This window comes from Hafnia sp. HMSC23F03, assembly GCF_001816025.1.
Classification (GTDB): domain Bacteria; phylum Pseudomonadota; class Gammaproteobacteria; order Enterobacterales; family Enterobacteriaceae; genus Hafnia; species Hafnia paralvei.
This window is the reverse complement of sequence record NZ_KV824230.1, coordinates 235,196-249,327: the sequence shown is the minus strand read 5'-3', so window position 1 is coordinate 249,327 and position 14,132 is coordinate 235,196. Positions and strand designations below refer to the sequence as shown.

Genomic DNA, 14,132 nt, shown 5'->3' with positions numbered 1-14,132 from the left:
TGAGGATCTGCTCCAGCCCCGCAATGCGGGGCTGAATTTTTTCTACCACTCGTAAGCAACAGAATACAGCAAAGAACGATGATGCTGAATTTTGTGTAAGCGGCGAACACTATAGATGTGTCGGTTTCTGCGGGATTGGCCTTCTAACCAGCAACTGCGTCGGCGGTGCACCTGACGCAACATACGCCAGCGCCCTACTTCATTTCTACTACGTCGCATGACAAACGTCTCTCTGGGTAAATGCGCGCACATTATAAACCCATCGTGACATTTGTCACACAATCGATTTAGCTTTACCCCAGAGAAATCCGCGCATACCGCGATCCCATGCTTGACTTAATGTTACAGTCTGTAAACTCTTACGACAGTTAAATCATTTAGTTTTCGCAGCGAAAAGGTTTTACCTTTCAACAACTGTGCGTAAACTCAGTTGAGATAACGCTTTTTTTGCGAAAGGACAACTCGCCTTTATGACAACGTTTTATACCGTGATTAGCTGGCTTGCAATTTTCGGCTATTGGTTACTCATTGCCAGCGTGACGCTTCGCATTCTGATGAAGCGTCGCGCGGTACCTTCTGCCATGGCCTGGTTGCTCATCATCTATATTCTGCCTCTGGTAGGGATTATTGCCTATCTGTCATTTGGTGAACTTCACTTAGGTAAAAGACGCGCAGAGCGAGCCAAGGCGATGTGGCCCTCGACGGCACATTGGCTTGCCGATCTGAAAAACTGTAAATCCATTTTTGCTACGGGCAACAGCGAAGTCGCCACGCCGTTATTCCAGCTTTGTGAACGCCGCCAAGGGATTGCCGGTGTCAAAGGCAATCAGCTACAACTACTGACCACCAGCGATGACACCCTAAAGGCGCTGATCCGCGATATTGAACTAGCGCGTAGCAACATCGAGATGGTGTTCTATATCTGGCAGCCCGGCGGTTTAGCCGATCAGGTCGCTGAGTCGCTAATGGCGGCGGCGAGACGAGGTGTGCACTGCCGCCTACTGCTGGACTCCGCAGGGAGTGTCACCTTCTTCCGTAGCCCTTATCCAGCAATGATGCGCAATGCCGGCGTTGAAGTCGTTGAGGCGCTAAAGGTGAATCTTATGCGTGTGTTCTTGCGCCGTATGGATTTACGCCAGCACCGTAAAGTGGTGTTGATTGATAACTTTATTGCCTATACCGGCAGCATGAACTTAGTCGACCCACGTTTCTTTAAACAGGATGCAGGTGTGGGTCAATGGATTGACGTCATGGCGCGCATGGAAGGCCCCGTTGCGACAACCATGGGGATAATTTTCTCCTGTGACTGGGAAATTGAAACCGGTAAGCGAATTCTTCCTCCCGAGCCCGAATATCATTCGCTGCCGTTTGAAGAGGAGTCTGGGCACACCATTCAGGTTATCGCCTCCGGCCCCGGTTTTCCTGACGAGCTGATCCATCAGGCGTTGTTAACCTCGGTTTATTCCGCGCGTGAACAGCTCATTATGACAACGCCTTATTTCGTGCCAAGCGATGATTTGCTACATGCTATTTGCACAGCGGCGCAGCGTGGCGTCGATGTCTCCATTATCGTACCGAAGAAAAACGACTCGATGATGGTCGGTTGGGCAAGCCGCTCGTTCTTTGCGGAACTGCTCGAAGCCGGAGTGAAAATCTATCAATTTGAGGGCGGGCTTCTGCACACCAAGAGTGTTCTGGTTGATGGACAGCTTAGTCTGGTGGGGACGGTTAACCTCGATATGCGTAGCCTCTGGCTAAACTTCGAGATCACGTTGGTGATCGACGACGATGGCTTCGGCGCTGATTTAGCTTGCGTACAAGATGACTATATCGCTCGTTCTACCCTGCTTGATCAAGCAGAATGGCTAAAACGCCCATTATGGCAGCGTGTGGTCGAACGACTGTTTTACTTTTTCAGCCCATTGCTGTAAATAGCTTGGCTAAAATGCTTACAAGATAGATGGGATACTCCTATGATGGATTTAGATAACCGCCTGACTGAAGATGAAGCCTTAGATCAGGCCTATGATATTTTCCTTGAGCTGGCTGTCGATAATCTCGACCCTGCTGATGTCATTCTATTTAATCTGCAGTTTGAAGAGCGCGGAGCGGCTGAGCTCTTCGACCCTGCCGAAGACTGGAAAGATCACGTTGATTTCGACTTGAACCCTGATTTCTTTGTCGAAGTCGTGATCGGCTTAACCGATGGTGAATCCGAAGATATTACTGACGTGTTTGCCCGCGTGCTGATTTGCCGCGAGAAAGACCACAAGCTTTGTCATATTTTGTGGAAAGAGTAATTTTTCACTCAATATTGCTATGAAGATAAAACGCACAGCTTAGGCTGTGCGTTTTTGTTTCAACGATCAGAATGCGAATGAGCACTGAGAGGATGGCCGCAATGTTTACAGAACTGTGCTTCGTCATCGTGTCCTGATTTGTGGCAATACTCACAGCGTCGGACATGGCGTTGACGCTGCAAAACCTCAGTCATATGGGCCGTTAAAACCCCGGTCGGAATAGCAATTATTGAGTAGCCAATCAAAATGAGCATTGAGGCTAAAATTCGTCCAGCCGGAGTGTGTGGCGTAATATCACCATAGCCAACCGTCGTCATCGTCACCACGGCCCAATAGACCGAAATGGGCAAGCTGGTAAATCCGTGCTCTGGGCCTTCAATGACATACATCACGCCGCCAAATAAGCACAGCAAAATCATCACAAAGGTAAAAAATACCAACAGTTTTTTACGTACGCTAATAATGCTATCCCACAGTAGCGACGCAGAACCGATATAACGCAGCATCTTGAATATACGCAATACTCTCAGCACGCGTAGTAGCCGAATAACCACCACGTACTCCCACGCCAGAGCGGGGAAGAAGAGAAAAATATAGAGCGGCAACGTGGTCAGTAAATCAATAATACCCAAAAAGCTAAACGCGTAGGTTTTCTCTTTTGGCGTTGAGAACAACCGTAGAAAATATTCAAGAGAGAAAATAACGGTAAAAAACACCTCTAGTTTCAGGTAGATATTTTCACGCTCAACCAGTGGACGTAATGACTGGGGATCGCCCGATTCGATAAATACCAACACCACACTGGCGATCGCCATAAAAATCCAAAAGAACTCCATCTTTCGGCCTGAACGTGTGTGGATATCAAATAAACAGCTATATATCTTCTGACGCCAAGTACTCTTTCTAATATCTGTCATGCTGACCTCAGAAAAATAAAAATGCCAAACCGCTATCTAGCACTTTATCATTTGGACATCGTATCGTGTCCTTATATTTGTGTGACTAATAGTAACGTTTAAAGAAAAGGATGCCCTACCTGCGAGTCCCAAAATCCTATCTCTAACACGTCAAACATTCGCCCCCGCAGTCTGACTGCGCCAAAAATCTGGGCGCATATTGAAATAATGCCGCTATCAGAAATGATAGCGGCATTGAGACACCTCAAAATACGCAGGTTGAATTTACGCCCTTTCGTTCTCGCTACAGCATTTTTCTAATGACATAGTGCAAGATCCCATCATTACGGTAATAAGTGAGTTCGTTACTGGTATCAATACGACAACGAGTCGGGATCACTTCACTATGCCCATCCGCGTAGGTGATGGTGACATTAACGGTTTGCCCCGTCGTGAGCTGCTGCAGTCCGCTGATATCTAATGTTTCATCCCCCGTCAGGTTTAACGTTTTGCGTGTAACCCCTTGTGGAAACTCCAACGGCAGAATCCCCATACCAATCAGGTTTGACCGGTGAATACGCTCGAATGATTCAGCAATCACCACGCGGACCCCAAGCAAACGCGGCCCCTTGGCGGCCCAGTCACGGCTCGATCCTGAGCCATACTCTTTACCCGCAATCACCGCAAGCGGCACGCCTTCGTCCTGATACTGCATCGCCGCATCATAAATCGCCATCTGCTGTTGGGTAGGAATGTGTCGAGTCACGCCCCCTTCCACGCCAGGAACCATTTCGTTGCGGATACGGATATTCGCGAAGGTGCCGCGCATCATCACCTCATGGTTACCACGCCGTGAACCGTAGGAGTTGAAATCTTTACGTTCAACGCCATGCCCCAGCAGATAGCGCCCGGCAGGACTCTCAGCTTTGATATTGCCCGCTGGAGAAATATGGTCGGTGGTCACAGAATCCCCCAGCATTGCCAGCAAACGCGCACCGTGAATATCTTTCACCGCCTCAGGTTCCGTCTGCATCGTGCTGAAAAATGGCGGATGGCGGATATAGGTAGAATCTTCCTGCCAATCATAGGTCGCAGAGCCTTTGACCTGAATCCCTTGCCAAACGGCATCACCGTCAAAGACCTGCGTATACTCTTTGCGGAACATGTCGGTTTTGACCATTTCTACCGCGTTGGCAATTTCTTGGCCGGTTGGCCAGATATCTTTCAGATAAACGGCGTTACCCTGTTGATCATGACCTAACGAGTCAGCAGACAGATTCACCTTCATATTGCCAGCCAGCGCATAGGCGACCACTAGCGGTGGAGAGGCTAGCCAGTTGGTTTTAACTAAAGGATGAATTCGCCCCTCGAAGTTACGGTTTCCAGAAAGCACCGCGCCCACGGTCAGATCGCCCGCTTTGATCGCGGTTTCAATCGGTTCCGGCAACGGGCCTGAGTTGCCTATACAGGTGGTGCATCCATAACCCACAAGATTGAAACCTAACTGTTCAAGATAAGGGGTCAGCCCTGCGGCATTCAGGTAGTCGGTGACAACTTTAGATCCCGGTGCCAGCGAGGTTTTTACCCATGGCTTACGTACAAGCCCTTTTTCCACCGCTTTTTTTGCCAACAATCCGGCAGCCATCAAAACGCTTGGGTTCGAGGTATTGGTACAGGACGTAATCGCAGCAATCACCACCGCGCCCTGCTCCAGTTGGTGCTTTTTACCCACCAGCGTGAATTCTTCAAATTCAACGCGGTTTTTCTGGCTGGTCAGTTCTAGTTCGGTCGCAGCCTGAAACGCCTGTGGTACCTTAGGTAACGGCACACGATCCTGTGGGCGCTTCGGTCCTGCTAAACTCGATTCAACAGTGCTCATATCCAAAGACAGAGTGCTAGTAAATACCGGTTCATCTCCCGCATTTCGCCACAGTCCCTGCGCTTTGCAATAAGCTTCAACCAACGCAATTTGCTCTTCGCTTCGCCCACTCAGACGCATGTAGCTCAACGTCACCTCATCAACAGGGAAAAAGCCACAGGTCGCGCCAAATTCCGGTGACATGTTGCCGATAGTCGCGCGGTCAGCCAAGGGGAGATCGGCTAAACCATCCCCATAAAATTCAACAAATTTGCCGACGACACCGTGCTTACGCAGCATTTGTGTCACCGTCAGCACCAAATCAGTTGCGGTGATCCCCTCTCGCAGTTTGCCAGTCAGCTTGAATCCAACCACATCAGGGATCAGCATCGATACTGGTTGTCCCAGCATAGCGGCTTCCGCCTCTATCCCTCCTACCCCCCAGCCTAATACGCCAAGGCCGTTAATCATGGTGGTGTGAGAGTCGGTGCCAACTAGGGTGTCGGGATAAGCCACGCGCTGACCGTTAACATCTTCATGCCATACCGTCTGCCCCAGATATTCCAAGTTAACCTGATGGCAAATGCCAGTACCCGGCGGCACAACGCGGAAGCGGTCAAAGGCTTTTTGCCCCCAACGCAGGAAAATGTAGCGCTCATGGTTGCGTTCCATCTCAAGCTCGACGTTTTCGCCAAACGCCTGCTCACTGCCAAAGTGATCTACGGTAACCGAATGGTCGATAACGAGATCAACAGGCGACAACGGGTTAACCTGCTCAACGTTGCCACCAAGGCGCAGCACGGCTTCGCGCATCGCGGCTAAATCGACGACGGCGGGTACACCGGTGAAATCTTGCATTAACACACGCGCTGGACGATAGGCGATTTCTCGATCGGCATGTCCCGTTTTTATCCAATCTGCGATTGCCTGCAAATCATCCTGAACCACGCTGTCGCCATCGAGATGACGCAATAGATTCTCAAGCAGCACTTTCATGGATTTGGGTAAGCGGCTGATATCGCCAAGATGTTTTTCCAGCTCGGGCAAACTGTAGTAGTGGTATTCGGTATTCAGGGCGCTCAGTGTTTTTTCACACTGCTGGGCAAGATGTTGCTGATTCAGACGATTTTGCACATCGGATGACATAGCTCCTCCTTCCTTATTATGCTTAAAGCGATACCGGCTGGCCGTGTGCGCGCTGCTCATGCAGCGTCTTGGAACAAACACAACCAGCGGCAATCTCCTGATAACGTTGTGGCTACCTTTAAAGATAACACAAAGAGATGGTAACGTTTTAGTAACATTAAGCAGTTAATGCGATAGATGATGTAAACCAATAACGACGCGTGAAGTGGGAGAAGAATATTTCTTACAGAAAATAAGAGTGGGAAATAAAAAAGCCTCCACGCGGGAGGCTATATTTATTCGATTCGAATCTTATCGGTTATTGCTCAGCGGCAACCATCGCGGCATGGCGCTGTTGCATTTTTTCGATGCGTTTTTCGAAGTTCTGATTAAATTCTTTCTTCTGTTCTGGCGTCAGAACATTATACATTTTGTTTTCCATCTTCATGCGTTCCAGCATCATATCGTTGCGTTCTTTATTGTTCGCTTCGATTTGTGCACGAGCAGCGCTTTCGTCAAATTTATCACTCGCCACCAGCTTGTGCATTTCTTTGAAGTGATCGCCCATCATTGGCTTTTTATGCTCGGAGCGGAACTCTTTAGCGATGGTTTTCATCTGTTCACGCTGCTGATCCGTCAGTTTCAAACCTTCAAACATGCCACCACGATGAGGACCTTTCATGCCCATCTGATGATGCATCATCGTTGGCGCAGCCGCATTATCCTGCGTTGCAGCAGGAGCCGCTGGTGCGGTCGTTTCCGCTGCGTTTGCCATTGAAGCGCCCAGAGCCAAAGATGAAGCCAACATTAAAGCTGTTAATTTACGCATAGTAACCATTCCTCAAATAATGTGTTCGTTCTAACAATTTGTCGTGTTAACGATGTGTCGTTCCAACAATGTGTTCACTGTGTTGATGGAATTAAGTCTATAGGTCTAAATATATAGTAGTTACACGCTGAGTAAATTAATGAAAGGAGAAAAATCAAAAAACAGGCAATTATGAAGAGAGTGTGGAGATTGTGGGTTTATTTTAAACTCAGCGGTAAGATTATGCCTAAAATAGCAAATTGGCCCCATTTATTCCAGCAAACATTATTATTAACGCTTCGCTTACCCTCTGCGCTTTATTGGTTCAGTCTCTATAACCTCTGTTTTGCTCAGCCAACAGCATGATTCATCACAGTCGCTCGCCTAAGGTCTGTGATCTGCTAGCCAAATTCGCAACATGAAACCTATAAAAACAAAACAGCGTTTCATTTTGTATTGAATTGCACGGCGTAAGGATCTACCATGCATACATCGACAGGGATAGAAAACCTTTCTGTTCATGCCAAATAACTACTCAAACGAATAACCGACGAGGTGAAAGATGGAAGTCCGCCAAAGCATCCACAGCGATCATGCCAAACAACTCGACACTGACGGCCTGCGCCGCGAGTTTTTAGTTGAGACTATTTTCGATGCAGACCAATACACCATGGTTTACAGCCATATCGACCGTATTATCGTCGGTGGCGTCATGCCGGTGCAGAAAACCGTCACTATCGGCGCCGAAGTAGGCAAACAGTTAGGCGTGAGCTATTTTCTGGAGCGCCGTGAATTAGGCGTTATTAATATTGGCGGCCCAGGCACCATTACCATCGACGGTGAGTGTTTTGAAATTGGCCACCGCGAAGCGCTTTACGTGGGTAAAGGCGCTCGTGACATTGTTTTTGCTAGCGTAAACACAAATCAGCCCGCCAAGTTCTATTACAACTGCGCACCGGCACATACCACCTATCCGACCAAAAAGATCACGCCTGTCGACGCATCACCACAAACGCTGGGCGATTCAAAAACCAGCAACCGTCGTACCATCAATAAATATATGGTTCCTGATGTACTGCAAACCTGCCAGCTATCAATGGGGCTCACCGAGCTGGCTGAAGGCAACCTATGGAACACCATGCCATGCCACACCCACGAACGCCGCATGGAAGTCTATTTCTACTTCAACATGGACGATGACTCCTGTGTTTTCCACATGATGGGACAGCCGCAGGAAACTCGGCACATTGTGATGCATAACGAACAAGCCGTGATTTCACCTAGCTGGTCAATTCACTCAGGCGTGGGCACCAAGGCCTATACCTTTATCTGGGGCATGGTCGGTGAAAATCAGGTCTTCGACGATATGGATCACGTCGCGGTAAAAGACATTCGCTAACCCATTAACACTTCATCTTTTGCGGTTAGCCAACGCTGGCTGGCCGCTGTTTAAGGATATAAAACATGATTCTTGACGCATTCTCACTACAGGGTAAAGTTGCACTGGTCACCGGTTGTGACACGGGTTTAGGTCAGGGTATGGCGGTTGGTTTAGCACAGGCCGGTTGTGACATCGTCGGTGTTAATATTGTTGAACCTACCGAAACCATCGAAAAGATCACCGCTCTTGGTCGCCGTTTCTTAAGCTTAACCGCCGATCTACGCGACACGTCTGTCATTCCTGATGTAGTGAAACGCGCTTCTACTGAATTTGGCCATATCGATATTCTGGTCAACAACGCCGGAATCATCCGCCGTCAGGATGCTTTAGAGTTCAGCGAGAAGGATTGGGATGATGTGATGAATCTGAACATTAAGACCGTGTTCTTTATGTCTCAGGCCGTTGCACACCAATTTATTGCACAGGGAAAAGGCGGCAAGATCATTAACATTGCTTCCATGCTCTCTTTCCAAGGTGGTATTCGGGTGCCGTCTTATACCGCGTCTAAAAGTGCGGTGATGGGCGTCACTCGTCTGCTCGCCAACGAATGGGCGAAACATAAAATCAACGTCAACGCGATTGCTCCGGGCTACATGGCCACCAACAACACCCAGCAACTGCGTGCCGACGAAGCGCGAAGCGAAGAAATTCTTGGCCGAATCCCTGCTGGCCGCTGGGGTTTGCCAGAGGATCTGATGGGGCCTGCGGTGTTCTTGGCATCACCAGCATCCGACTATATTAATGGCTATACCATCGCCGTCGATGGCGGTTGGTTAGCGCGTTAATCAGTACCTCGACCTATCCCGCTACGCTGATACCCGGTCAGCGTAGCTTTCCCTTCTCGGATGACTATTACATCCAGTGGCTGGAGTCAGTGAGTGCAGCCAACGACCTACAACCTAAAGTATGATGGGGTTATATCACCCGCGCATTGACAGATCGACGCTCCCGCCGTAACGTTCCTCACTCTATATAAAATTTTATATAACGTTTAATCGTTAATATCGCGTGGTGTCATGGTGAAAACCCAAACTCAATCTCTAAATGTGCTCGCCGCCGGTAGCTTGCGGAAAGCACTTTCCCCGCATCTAACCCAATTTAGCCAGCAATTTGGCGTCAATATTCATGTGCAGTTTGGCCCCGCAGGTCTGTTGCGCGAGCAAATCGAGCGCGGTGCATCGTGGGATCTGTTTGCCTCAGCTAACCTGCAACATCCGCAGAAACTACAAGAGCAGAGACTGGCGCAAAGCATAATGCCCTTTCTGCGTAATCGGCTCTGCCTTACCGCTAGGCGCACATGCATGAACAGCGAGTCAGACAGTTGGCTGGAACTTCTCACCAATACACAGCTTCGCATCGGCACATCAACTCCTGGCTGTGATCCCTCCGGTGACTATACGTGGCAGTTGTTTGATCGCGTCGAAACGCTTCGTCCTCACGCAGGAGAATCATTGAAGCAACGAGCACTAAAGCTGGTGGGAGGAATAGATAGCCTACAGGTTCCGCCAAATGAAATTGCCTCTGGCTGGCTCATTCAACAAGGTTTGGCAGATGTTTTCGTCGGTTATGCGCATTATGCTCAGTGGCTACGGAATAATCAGACCGTTGCGGTCGTCAATATTCCTGATGCTGACAATGTTTTTGCTACTTATGCATTGGCACTGCGTGATGAAAACGCTCGGCCGTTAGCGGAGTACCTATTATCACCACCCATTCAGCAGCAATTCATTAACGCAGGTTTTTCAGCACGCTAATCATGAGGAATATCAAACAGCGGAGTGAGCACCTCATATGAGCGCCCCTCCGATAACACAGACGCGCGCGCCACTCTAACACCATATGCCATCAGCAAATTTGCTTCAGTAAGCATCTCCTGTGTGGCGCCATAAGCCCAGCGTTTGCCATCCAATAACATCAGGCATCTTTGCGCCACCAGATGTGCATGCGCCGGATCGTGGGTCGTAAACAACACACTTATCTGGCGCTCTTGCGCTAGCTGACGAATCAACCGCAAAACCGCCTGCTGATTAAACAGATCTAACGCCGACGTGGGTTCATCGAGTATGAGCATTTCGCAACCGGTGGCTAAGGCTCGCGCAATCATGACTAACTGTCGCTGTCCGCCCGATAGCATCTGGAAACCGCATTCAGCCAGATGCTCAATGCCCAACGTTCGCAGTGCTTCCTGTGCGATAGCTTCATCTTTACGCGTTGGCTGCTGTAACAATCCGATAGAGTTCACCCGCCCCATCAGCACAATATCGACAACCCGATAAGCAAAAGCCGTTGAGAAAGATTGCGCGACAAAACCTATCGGTGCGTCACGGGAAATTTTACCTGATAGCAAAGGCAATACGCCGGTTAGCGTATTCAGCAACGAGGTTTTTCCTCGTCCATTAGCGCCAAGAATGGCGCATACCTCACCCCGCCGGCAATCAAAGCTCAGCGGTGTATACAACGCATTCCGATAGCCGAACGTTAGCCCATCAACGCTTAATGCCACATTAGTCACGATGAGAGAGCCTCCGCGAGCGGATGAGCAACAGTGCAAACAGCGGAGCACCAATTAAGGCCGTAATGATTCCCAAAGGAATTTCAGCCTGGCTCAGCGTGCGGGCAACATCATCAATCAACACCATAAAACCACCGCCCAGCCAAAACGCGGCGGGGAGTAATCGCCGATGGTCCGCCCCCACCAATAGACGAGCAAGATGCGGAATCACTAAGCCGATCCAACCGATTCCACCGCTTACTGCCACCTGTGCCGCCACTAACAAAGCACATAACAGCAATACCAAACGACGCAAGCCCACCACGGATACCCCCAAGGTGCGCGCATCAGCGTCACCGAGAGATAAAATATTGATGCGCCAACGCAGTCGAAATAACAAAAAACAGGCGATTGCCAGCGGTATCGCCATCATCAACAACTTATGCCAATTAGCCGTTGCAAAGCTGCCCAATAGCCAGAATACAATGCTCGGTAACTTCTCTTCGGTATCAGCCATATATTGCAGCAGGCTAACCAACGCGGAGAAAAAGCCGCTGAGAATAATGCCGGAGAGAATGAGCATCAGGCGATTCTCTTTGCCCAGCGCTGAAGCAATGGCATAGACCAACGCTAGAGCTAACAGGCCGAATGCAAAGGTCGAACTCATCAGCAGCCATGGCGAAAACCCGAGCAGAATTGCCAACGTGCCGCCAAAGGCCGCTCCCGCACTAACGCCAATAATGTGAGGGTCAACCAGTGGATTATGAAATACTCCCTGCAAACACGCACCGCACAGCGCCAGCGCGCCTCCCGCACCACAGGCCATCAGAATGCGCGGCATCCTGACCGTCCAGATAATTTGCTCCGCCAACCGATCGGTCTGCATAGGTGCCAGCAGCGCGTGCCAAACCTCTATCGGTGAAATAGCAAATTGGCCGACGCCAAGCGAAAAGAAGGCGACAATCAATGTCGCCATAGGGAATAGCCAATGCATGTAGCGATTACTGAACGGAGGCATGCGAATCTGGTGTCCAGCCTGTGCGATAAAAACGCTGGTAGTAATCATTCGCGGCTTTATTCATATCAATGTCTTGAAAACGCTGCGGGTAGAGCTGTTTCGCCATCCAAAGCTCACCGATAGCCAATGCTTCCGGCATTGGATACCCCCACGCCTTCGCGTATTCTGGCATCAGATAAACACGCTTATTTTTAACCGCGTCAATGCCCTGCCAAGCAGGATCGTGAGTAATTTTAGCCACTTCATCTGGATAGCGATCCTGCACGAAGATAACCTGCGGATTCCAAGATAAAACCTGTTCCATTGAAACCTGCTTATAGCCTTTGATACTGGCCGCCGCAACGTTTATCGCCCCTGCGTGCTGCATCATCAATCCGGTATATTTTCCCGAGCCGTAAGTTGTTAGATCGGGGTTCGCCATATAAACGCGCATGCGCTGGTCGACGGGAATATCCTTCAGACGCACTCCCACCGTCTCTCGTTGCTTGAAGGCGTAATCAATCAACGCTTCGCCCTGTGGTTCACGATTTACCACTTTAGCGATCAAACGAATCCCCTCTTGCAGCCCTAAGTTATACGCCTGCTCTTCATCGTTCATCTGAGGGTTAAGTTTGCCCTTTTCGCTTTGGGCATCACGACGCAGCGAAATTGCGACTACGGGGATCCCTGCTTTCTCAATCTGCCTGATCATTTCAGGCGGCGCATAGTTCGCCACAAAAACAACTTGAGGATGTTCAGCTAGCAGGCTTTCTAAATTTACCTGTGTCAGATCGCCCGGCATTGGCATTGTCGCCAAGCGCGGAGAAAAACGTTCAAACTCAGGGCCAAGCTGTTTTTTCCAACTGGATAAAACACCCACGATGTCATCTGCCGCATCAAGCTGTACCAGTAGGTTCAACGTTTGATGTTGTAGAACAACGACACGATTTACCCTATCAGGGATCGTAACCTGACGGCCAAGTTGGTCAGTGACGGTACGGTCGGCAAGAGATGAAAAAGAGACGAATAGAAGAGATGCGCCTGCGATAGCCGCATAGCTCAGCTTGAGTGTAGAAAGATTCATAATGAGTGGCTTAAGTTGTGTTATATACAAAACTATATAACGTTTTGCCTATGCCAAACAAGTTCCTCTATGGTGTTAAGGGGCTTATACCCCTCACACCGTCTGACTGACGAGAACGGCCAATAGTAATAAAAACATGATGATTCATAGATATATAAAACATGAACAACAAAAATAATTTGTTCAGTTTTAGTTCATGTTTAAACATCCTACGATGGATTTGTCACCAGCAGGAGGTTAAATATGAAACAGATCTATGGTTTTTTAAATCAGCTTAAAGAGAGCTATCAGCAGGAACGTCAGCCACATAAATTGCTTGGCTTATTCTACCTAACGCCAGAACAACGGCTAAAAATCTTGCAAGATATCATGGCACCTTACAGCGAAGAGGAAGCGAAATTATCTCAAGGGAAGCAATAATCTCAAGAAAGGATAAAGGCTGGAAGATGGGGGCTAGAGAATACGAGCCAAACCGCGATCGTGGCCTACGCGGTTTGGCGCAATCCCTCAACGCGAGCTAAAGACGCTTGCGTAAGGCATTTTCGGCGCTAAACATCCAGAGCTCAGGCTGTCGATTCGGTGAGAACCGCACTTCATAACGATCTTTCAGCGGCGTTAAACGCCAGCTCATCAGCTTTTGATCACGTTTAGGTTTAAGAAAACGACGCCATCCCAGTGCACGGGTTGCCTGACGATCGAGCATCCATGCAGCCGTTGGCGATAACGGCAGACGTATAAAGGTATCTTCAACGCTGATATCACAAATACACATACGACTCTTCCATAACGTGATTTAATAATTTAATACTCAGTTAATTATCCCCATCACATCCGCATTAGCCAAAGAGATAACCCCCAAACTATGATGTGGCTCACAAAGAGCAGGTGGTTAAATTAACAAACGTGTAACCATCACCGCCAAGCCCGACAAAACAGAAGTCACAAAAAATGGATGGCAAATTTTAGGCGAAAAAAAACCACCCAGTGGGTGGTTTTTTCTTACTCATGGTGCCGACTACCGGAATCGAACTGGTGACCTACTGATTACAAGTCAGTTGCTCTACCTACTGAGCTAAGTCGGCGAATTTGGCGGAAGGATAGAGATTCGAACTCTAGGAGCTGTTACACTCGA

14 protein-coding genes and 2 tRNA genes (1 of these 16 cut by a window edge) are annotated in these 14,132 nt (G+C 49.0%); 6 read left to right on the top strand and 10 right to left on the bottom strand.

What is annotated here, in order from left to right; genetic code table 11:
• Nucleotides 1-42: 42 nt before the first annotated feature.
• Entirely contained in the window at nucleotides 43-219 is a 177-nt protein-coding gene (locus HMPREF3091_RS22235; protein WP_071603101.1) for a YciY family protein, read from the bottom strand.
• A gap of 251 nt (nucleotides 220-470) precedes the next feature.
• Here HMPREF3091_RS22235 and cls point away from each other — a divergent pair, with 251 nt between their 5' ends.
• Both cls and HMPREF3091_RS12305 read left to right on the top strand, forming a co-directional pair.
• The gene (gene cls / locus HMPREF3091_RS12310) at nucleotides 471-1,931 is read left to right on the top strand and encodes a cardiolipin synthase (protein ID WP_004090002.1); all 1,461 of its coding nucleotides are present in this window, start codon (nucleotides 471-473) and stop codon (nucleotides 1,929-1,931) included.
• A 45-nt stretch (nucleotides 1,932-1,976) separates the two neighbouring features.
• Nucleotides 1,977-2,300 carry an HI1450 family dsDNA-mimic protein gene (locus tag HMPREF3091_RS12305; protein WP_035502449.1) on the top strand — a complete coding sequence of 108 codons (324 nt, stop codon included), beginning with the start codon at nucleotides 1,977-1,979 and terminating at the stop codon, nucleotides 2,298-2,300.
• A gap of 59 nt (nucleotides 2,301-2,359) precedes the next feature.
• On the opposite strand, the gene HMPREF3091_RS12300 is transcribed toward HMPREF3091_RS12305, so the two are convergent.
• From HMPREF3091_RS12300 to spy, 3 genes are all read right to left on the bottom strand, one after another.
• Nucleotides 2,360-3,217 (bottom strand): ion transporter, encoded by an 858-nt coding sequence (locus HMPREF3091_RS12300; RefSeq protein ID WP_070716148.1) that lies wholly within the window; start codon nucleotides 3,215-3,217, stop codon nucleotides 2,360-2,362.
• Nucleotides 3,218-3,500: 283 nt separating this feature from the next.
• On the bottom strand, nucleotides 3,501-6,200 hold the full coding sequence (gene acnA, locus HMPREF3091_RS12295; RefSeq protein ID WP_246839988.1) for an aconitate hydratase AcnA: 2,700 nt from the start codon (nucleotides 6,198-6,200) through the stop codon (nucleotides 3,501-3,503).
• Nucleotides 6,201-6,498: 298 nt separating this feature from the next.
• Nucleotides 6,499-7,008: an ATP-independent periplasmic protein-refolding chaperone Spy gene (gene spy / locus HMPREF3091_RS12290; RefSeq protein ID WP_035502314.1), complete on the bottom strand. Its 510-nt coding sequence runs from the start codon at nucleotides 7,006-7,008 to the stop codon at nucleotides 6,499-6,501.
• Nucleotides 7,009-7,549: 541 nt separating this feature from the next.
• On the opposite strand from spy, the gene kduI reads away from it, so the two are divergent.
• From kduI to HMPREF3091_RS12275, 3 genes are all read left to right on the top strand, one after another.
• Nucleotides 7,550-8,386 (top strand): 5-dehydro-4-deoxy-D-glucuronate isomerase, encoded by an 837-nt coding sequence (kduI, locus tag HMPREF3091_RS12285; protein ID WP_070716145.1) that lies wholly within the window; start codon nucleotides 7,550-7,552, stop codon nucleotides 8,384-8,386.
• A gap of 65 nt (nucleotides 8,387-8,451) precedes the next feature.
• Nucleotides 8,452-9,213 (top strand): 2-dehydro-3-deoxy-D-gluconate 5-dehydrogenase KduD, encoded by a 762-nt coding sequence (gene kduD, locus HMPREF3091_RS12280; RefSeq protein WP_004090015.1) that lies wholly within the window; start codon nucleotides 8,452-8,454, stop codon nucleotides 9,211-9,213.
• Between the two features lie 231 nt (nucleotides 9,214-9,444).
• Nucleotides 9,445-10,182 carry a substrate-binding domain-containing protein gene (locus HMPREF3091_RS12275; RefSeq protein WP_070716144.1) on the top strand — a complete coding sequence of 246 codons (738 nt, stop codon included), beginning with the start codon at nucleotides 9,445-9,447 and terminating at the stop codon, nucleotides 10,180-10,182.
• Here HMPREF3091_RS12275 and HMPREF3091_RS12270 read toward each other — a convergent pair.
• The 3 genes from HMPREF3091_RS12270 to HMPREF3091_RS12260 are packed head-to-tail and all read right to left on the bottom strand — an operon-like array spanning nucleotide 10,179 to nucleotide 13,000.
• On the bottom strand, nucleotides 10,179-10,940 hold the full coding sequence (locus HMPREF3091_RS12270; protein WP_070716142.1) for an ABC transporter ATP-binding protein: 762 nt from the start codon (nucleotides 10,938-10,940) through the stop codon (nucleotides 10,179-10,181). The two genes, HMPREF3091_RS12275 and HMPREF3091_RS12270, sit on opposite strands and share 4 nt — an antisense overlap.
• Entirely contained in the window at nucleotides 10,933-11,937 is a 1,005-nt protein-coding gene (locus tag HMPREF3091_RS12265) for a FecCD family ABC transporter permease (RefSeq protein ID WP_070716140.1), read from the bottom strand. The genes HMPREF3091_RS12270 and HMPREF3091_RS12265 overlap by 8 nt, the downstream gene beginning before the upstream one ends.
• On the bottom strand, nucleotides 11,921-13,000 hold the full coding sequence (locus HMPREF3091_RS12260; protein WP_070716138.1) for an ABC transporter substrate-binding protein: 1,080 nt from the start codon (nucleotides 12,998-13,000) through the stop codon (nucleotides 11,921-11,923). The genes HMPREF3091_RS12265 and HMPREF3091_RS12260 overlap by 17 nt, the downstream gene beginning before the upstream one ends.
• 243 nt (nucleotides 13,001-13,243) lie before the next feature.
• On the opposite strand from HMPREF3091_RS12260, the gene HMPREF3091_RS22675 reads away from it, so the two are divergent.
• Nucleotides 13,244-13,420: a hypothetical protein gene (locus HMPREF3091_RS22675; RefSeq protein ID WP_004090021.1), complete on the top strand. Its 177-nt coding sequence runs from the start codon at nucleotides 13,244-13,246 to the stop codon at nucleotides 13,418-13,420.
• A gap of 97 nt (nucleotides 13,421-13,517) precedes the next feature.
• On the opposite strand, the gene HMPREF3091_RS12255 is transcribed toward HMPREF3091_RS22675, so the two are convergent.
• The 3 genes from HMPREF3091_RS12255 to HMPREF3091_RS22670 all read right to left on the bottom strand — a co-directional run.
• Entirely contained in the window at nucleotides 13,518-13,772 is a 255-nt protein-coding gene (locus HMPREF3091_RS12255; RefSeq protein ID WP_004090023.1) for a hypothetical protein, read from the bottom strand.
• A gap of 234 nt (nucleotides 13,773-14,006) precedes the next feature.
• Nucleotides 14,007-14,082 (bottom strand) — tRNA-Thr (locus tag HMPREF3091_RS12250).
• Nucleotides 14,083-14,087: 5 nt separating this feature from the next.
• Nucleotides 14,088-14,132 (bottom strand) — tRNA-Ser (locus HMPREF3091_RS22670) (it continues 61 nt past the right edge of the window).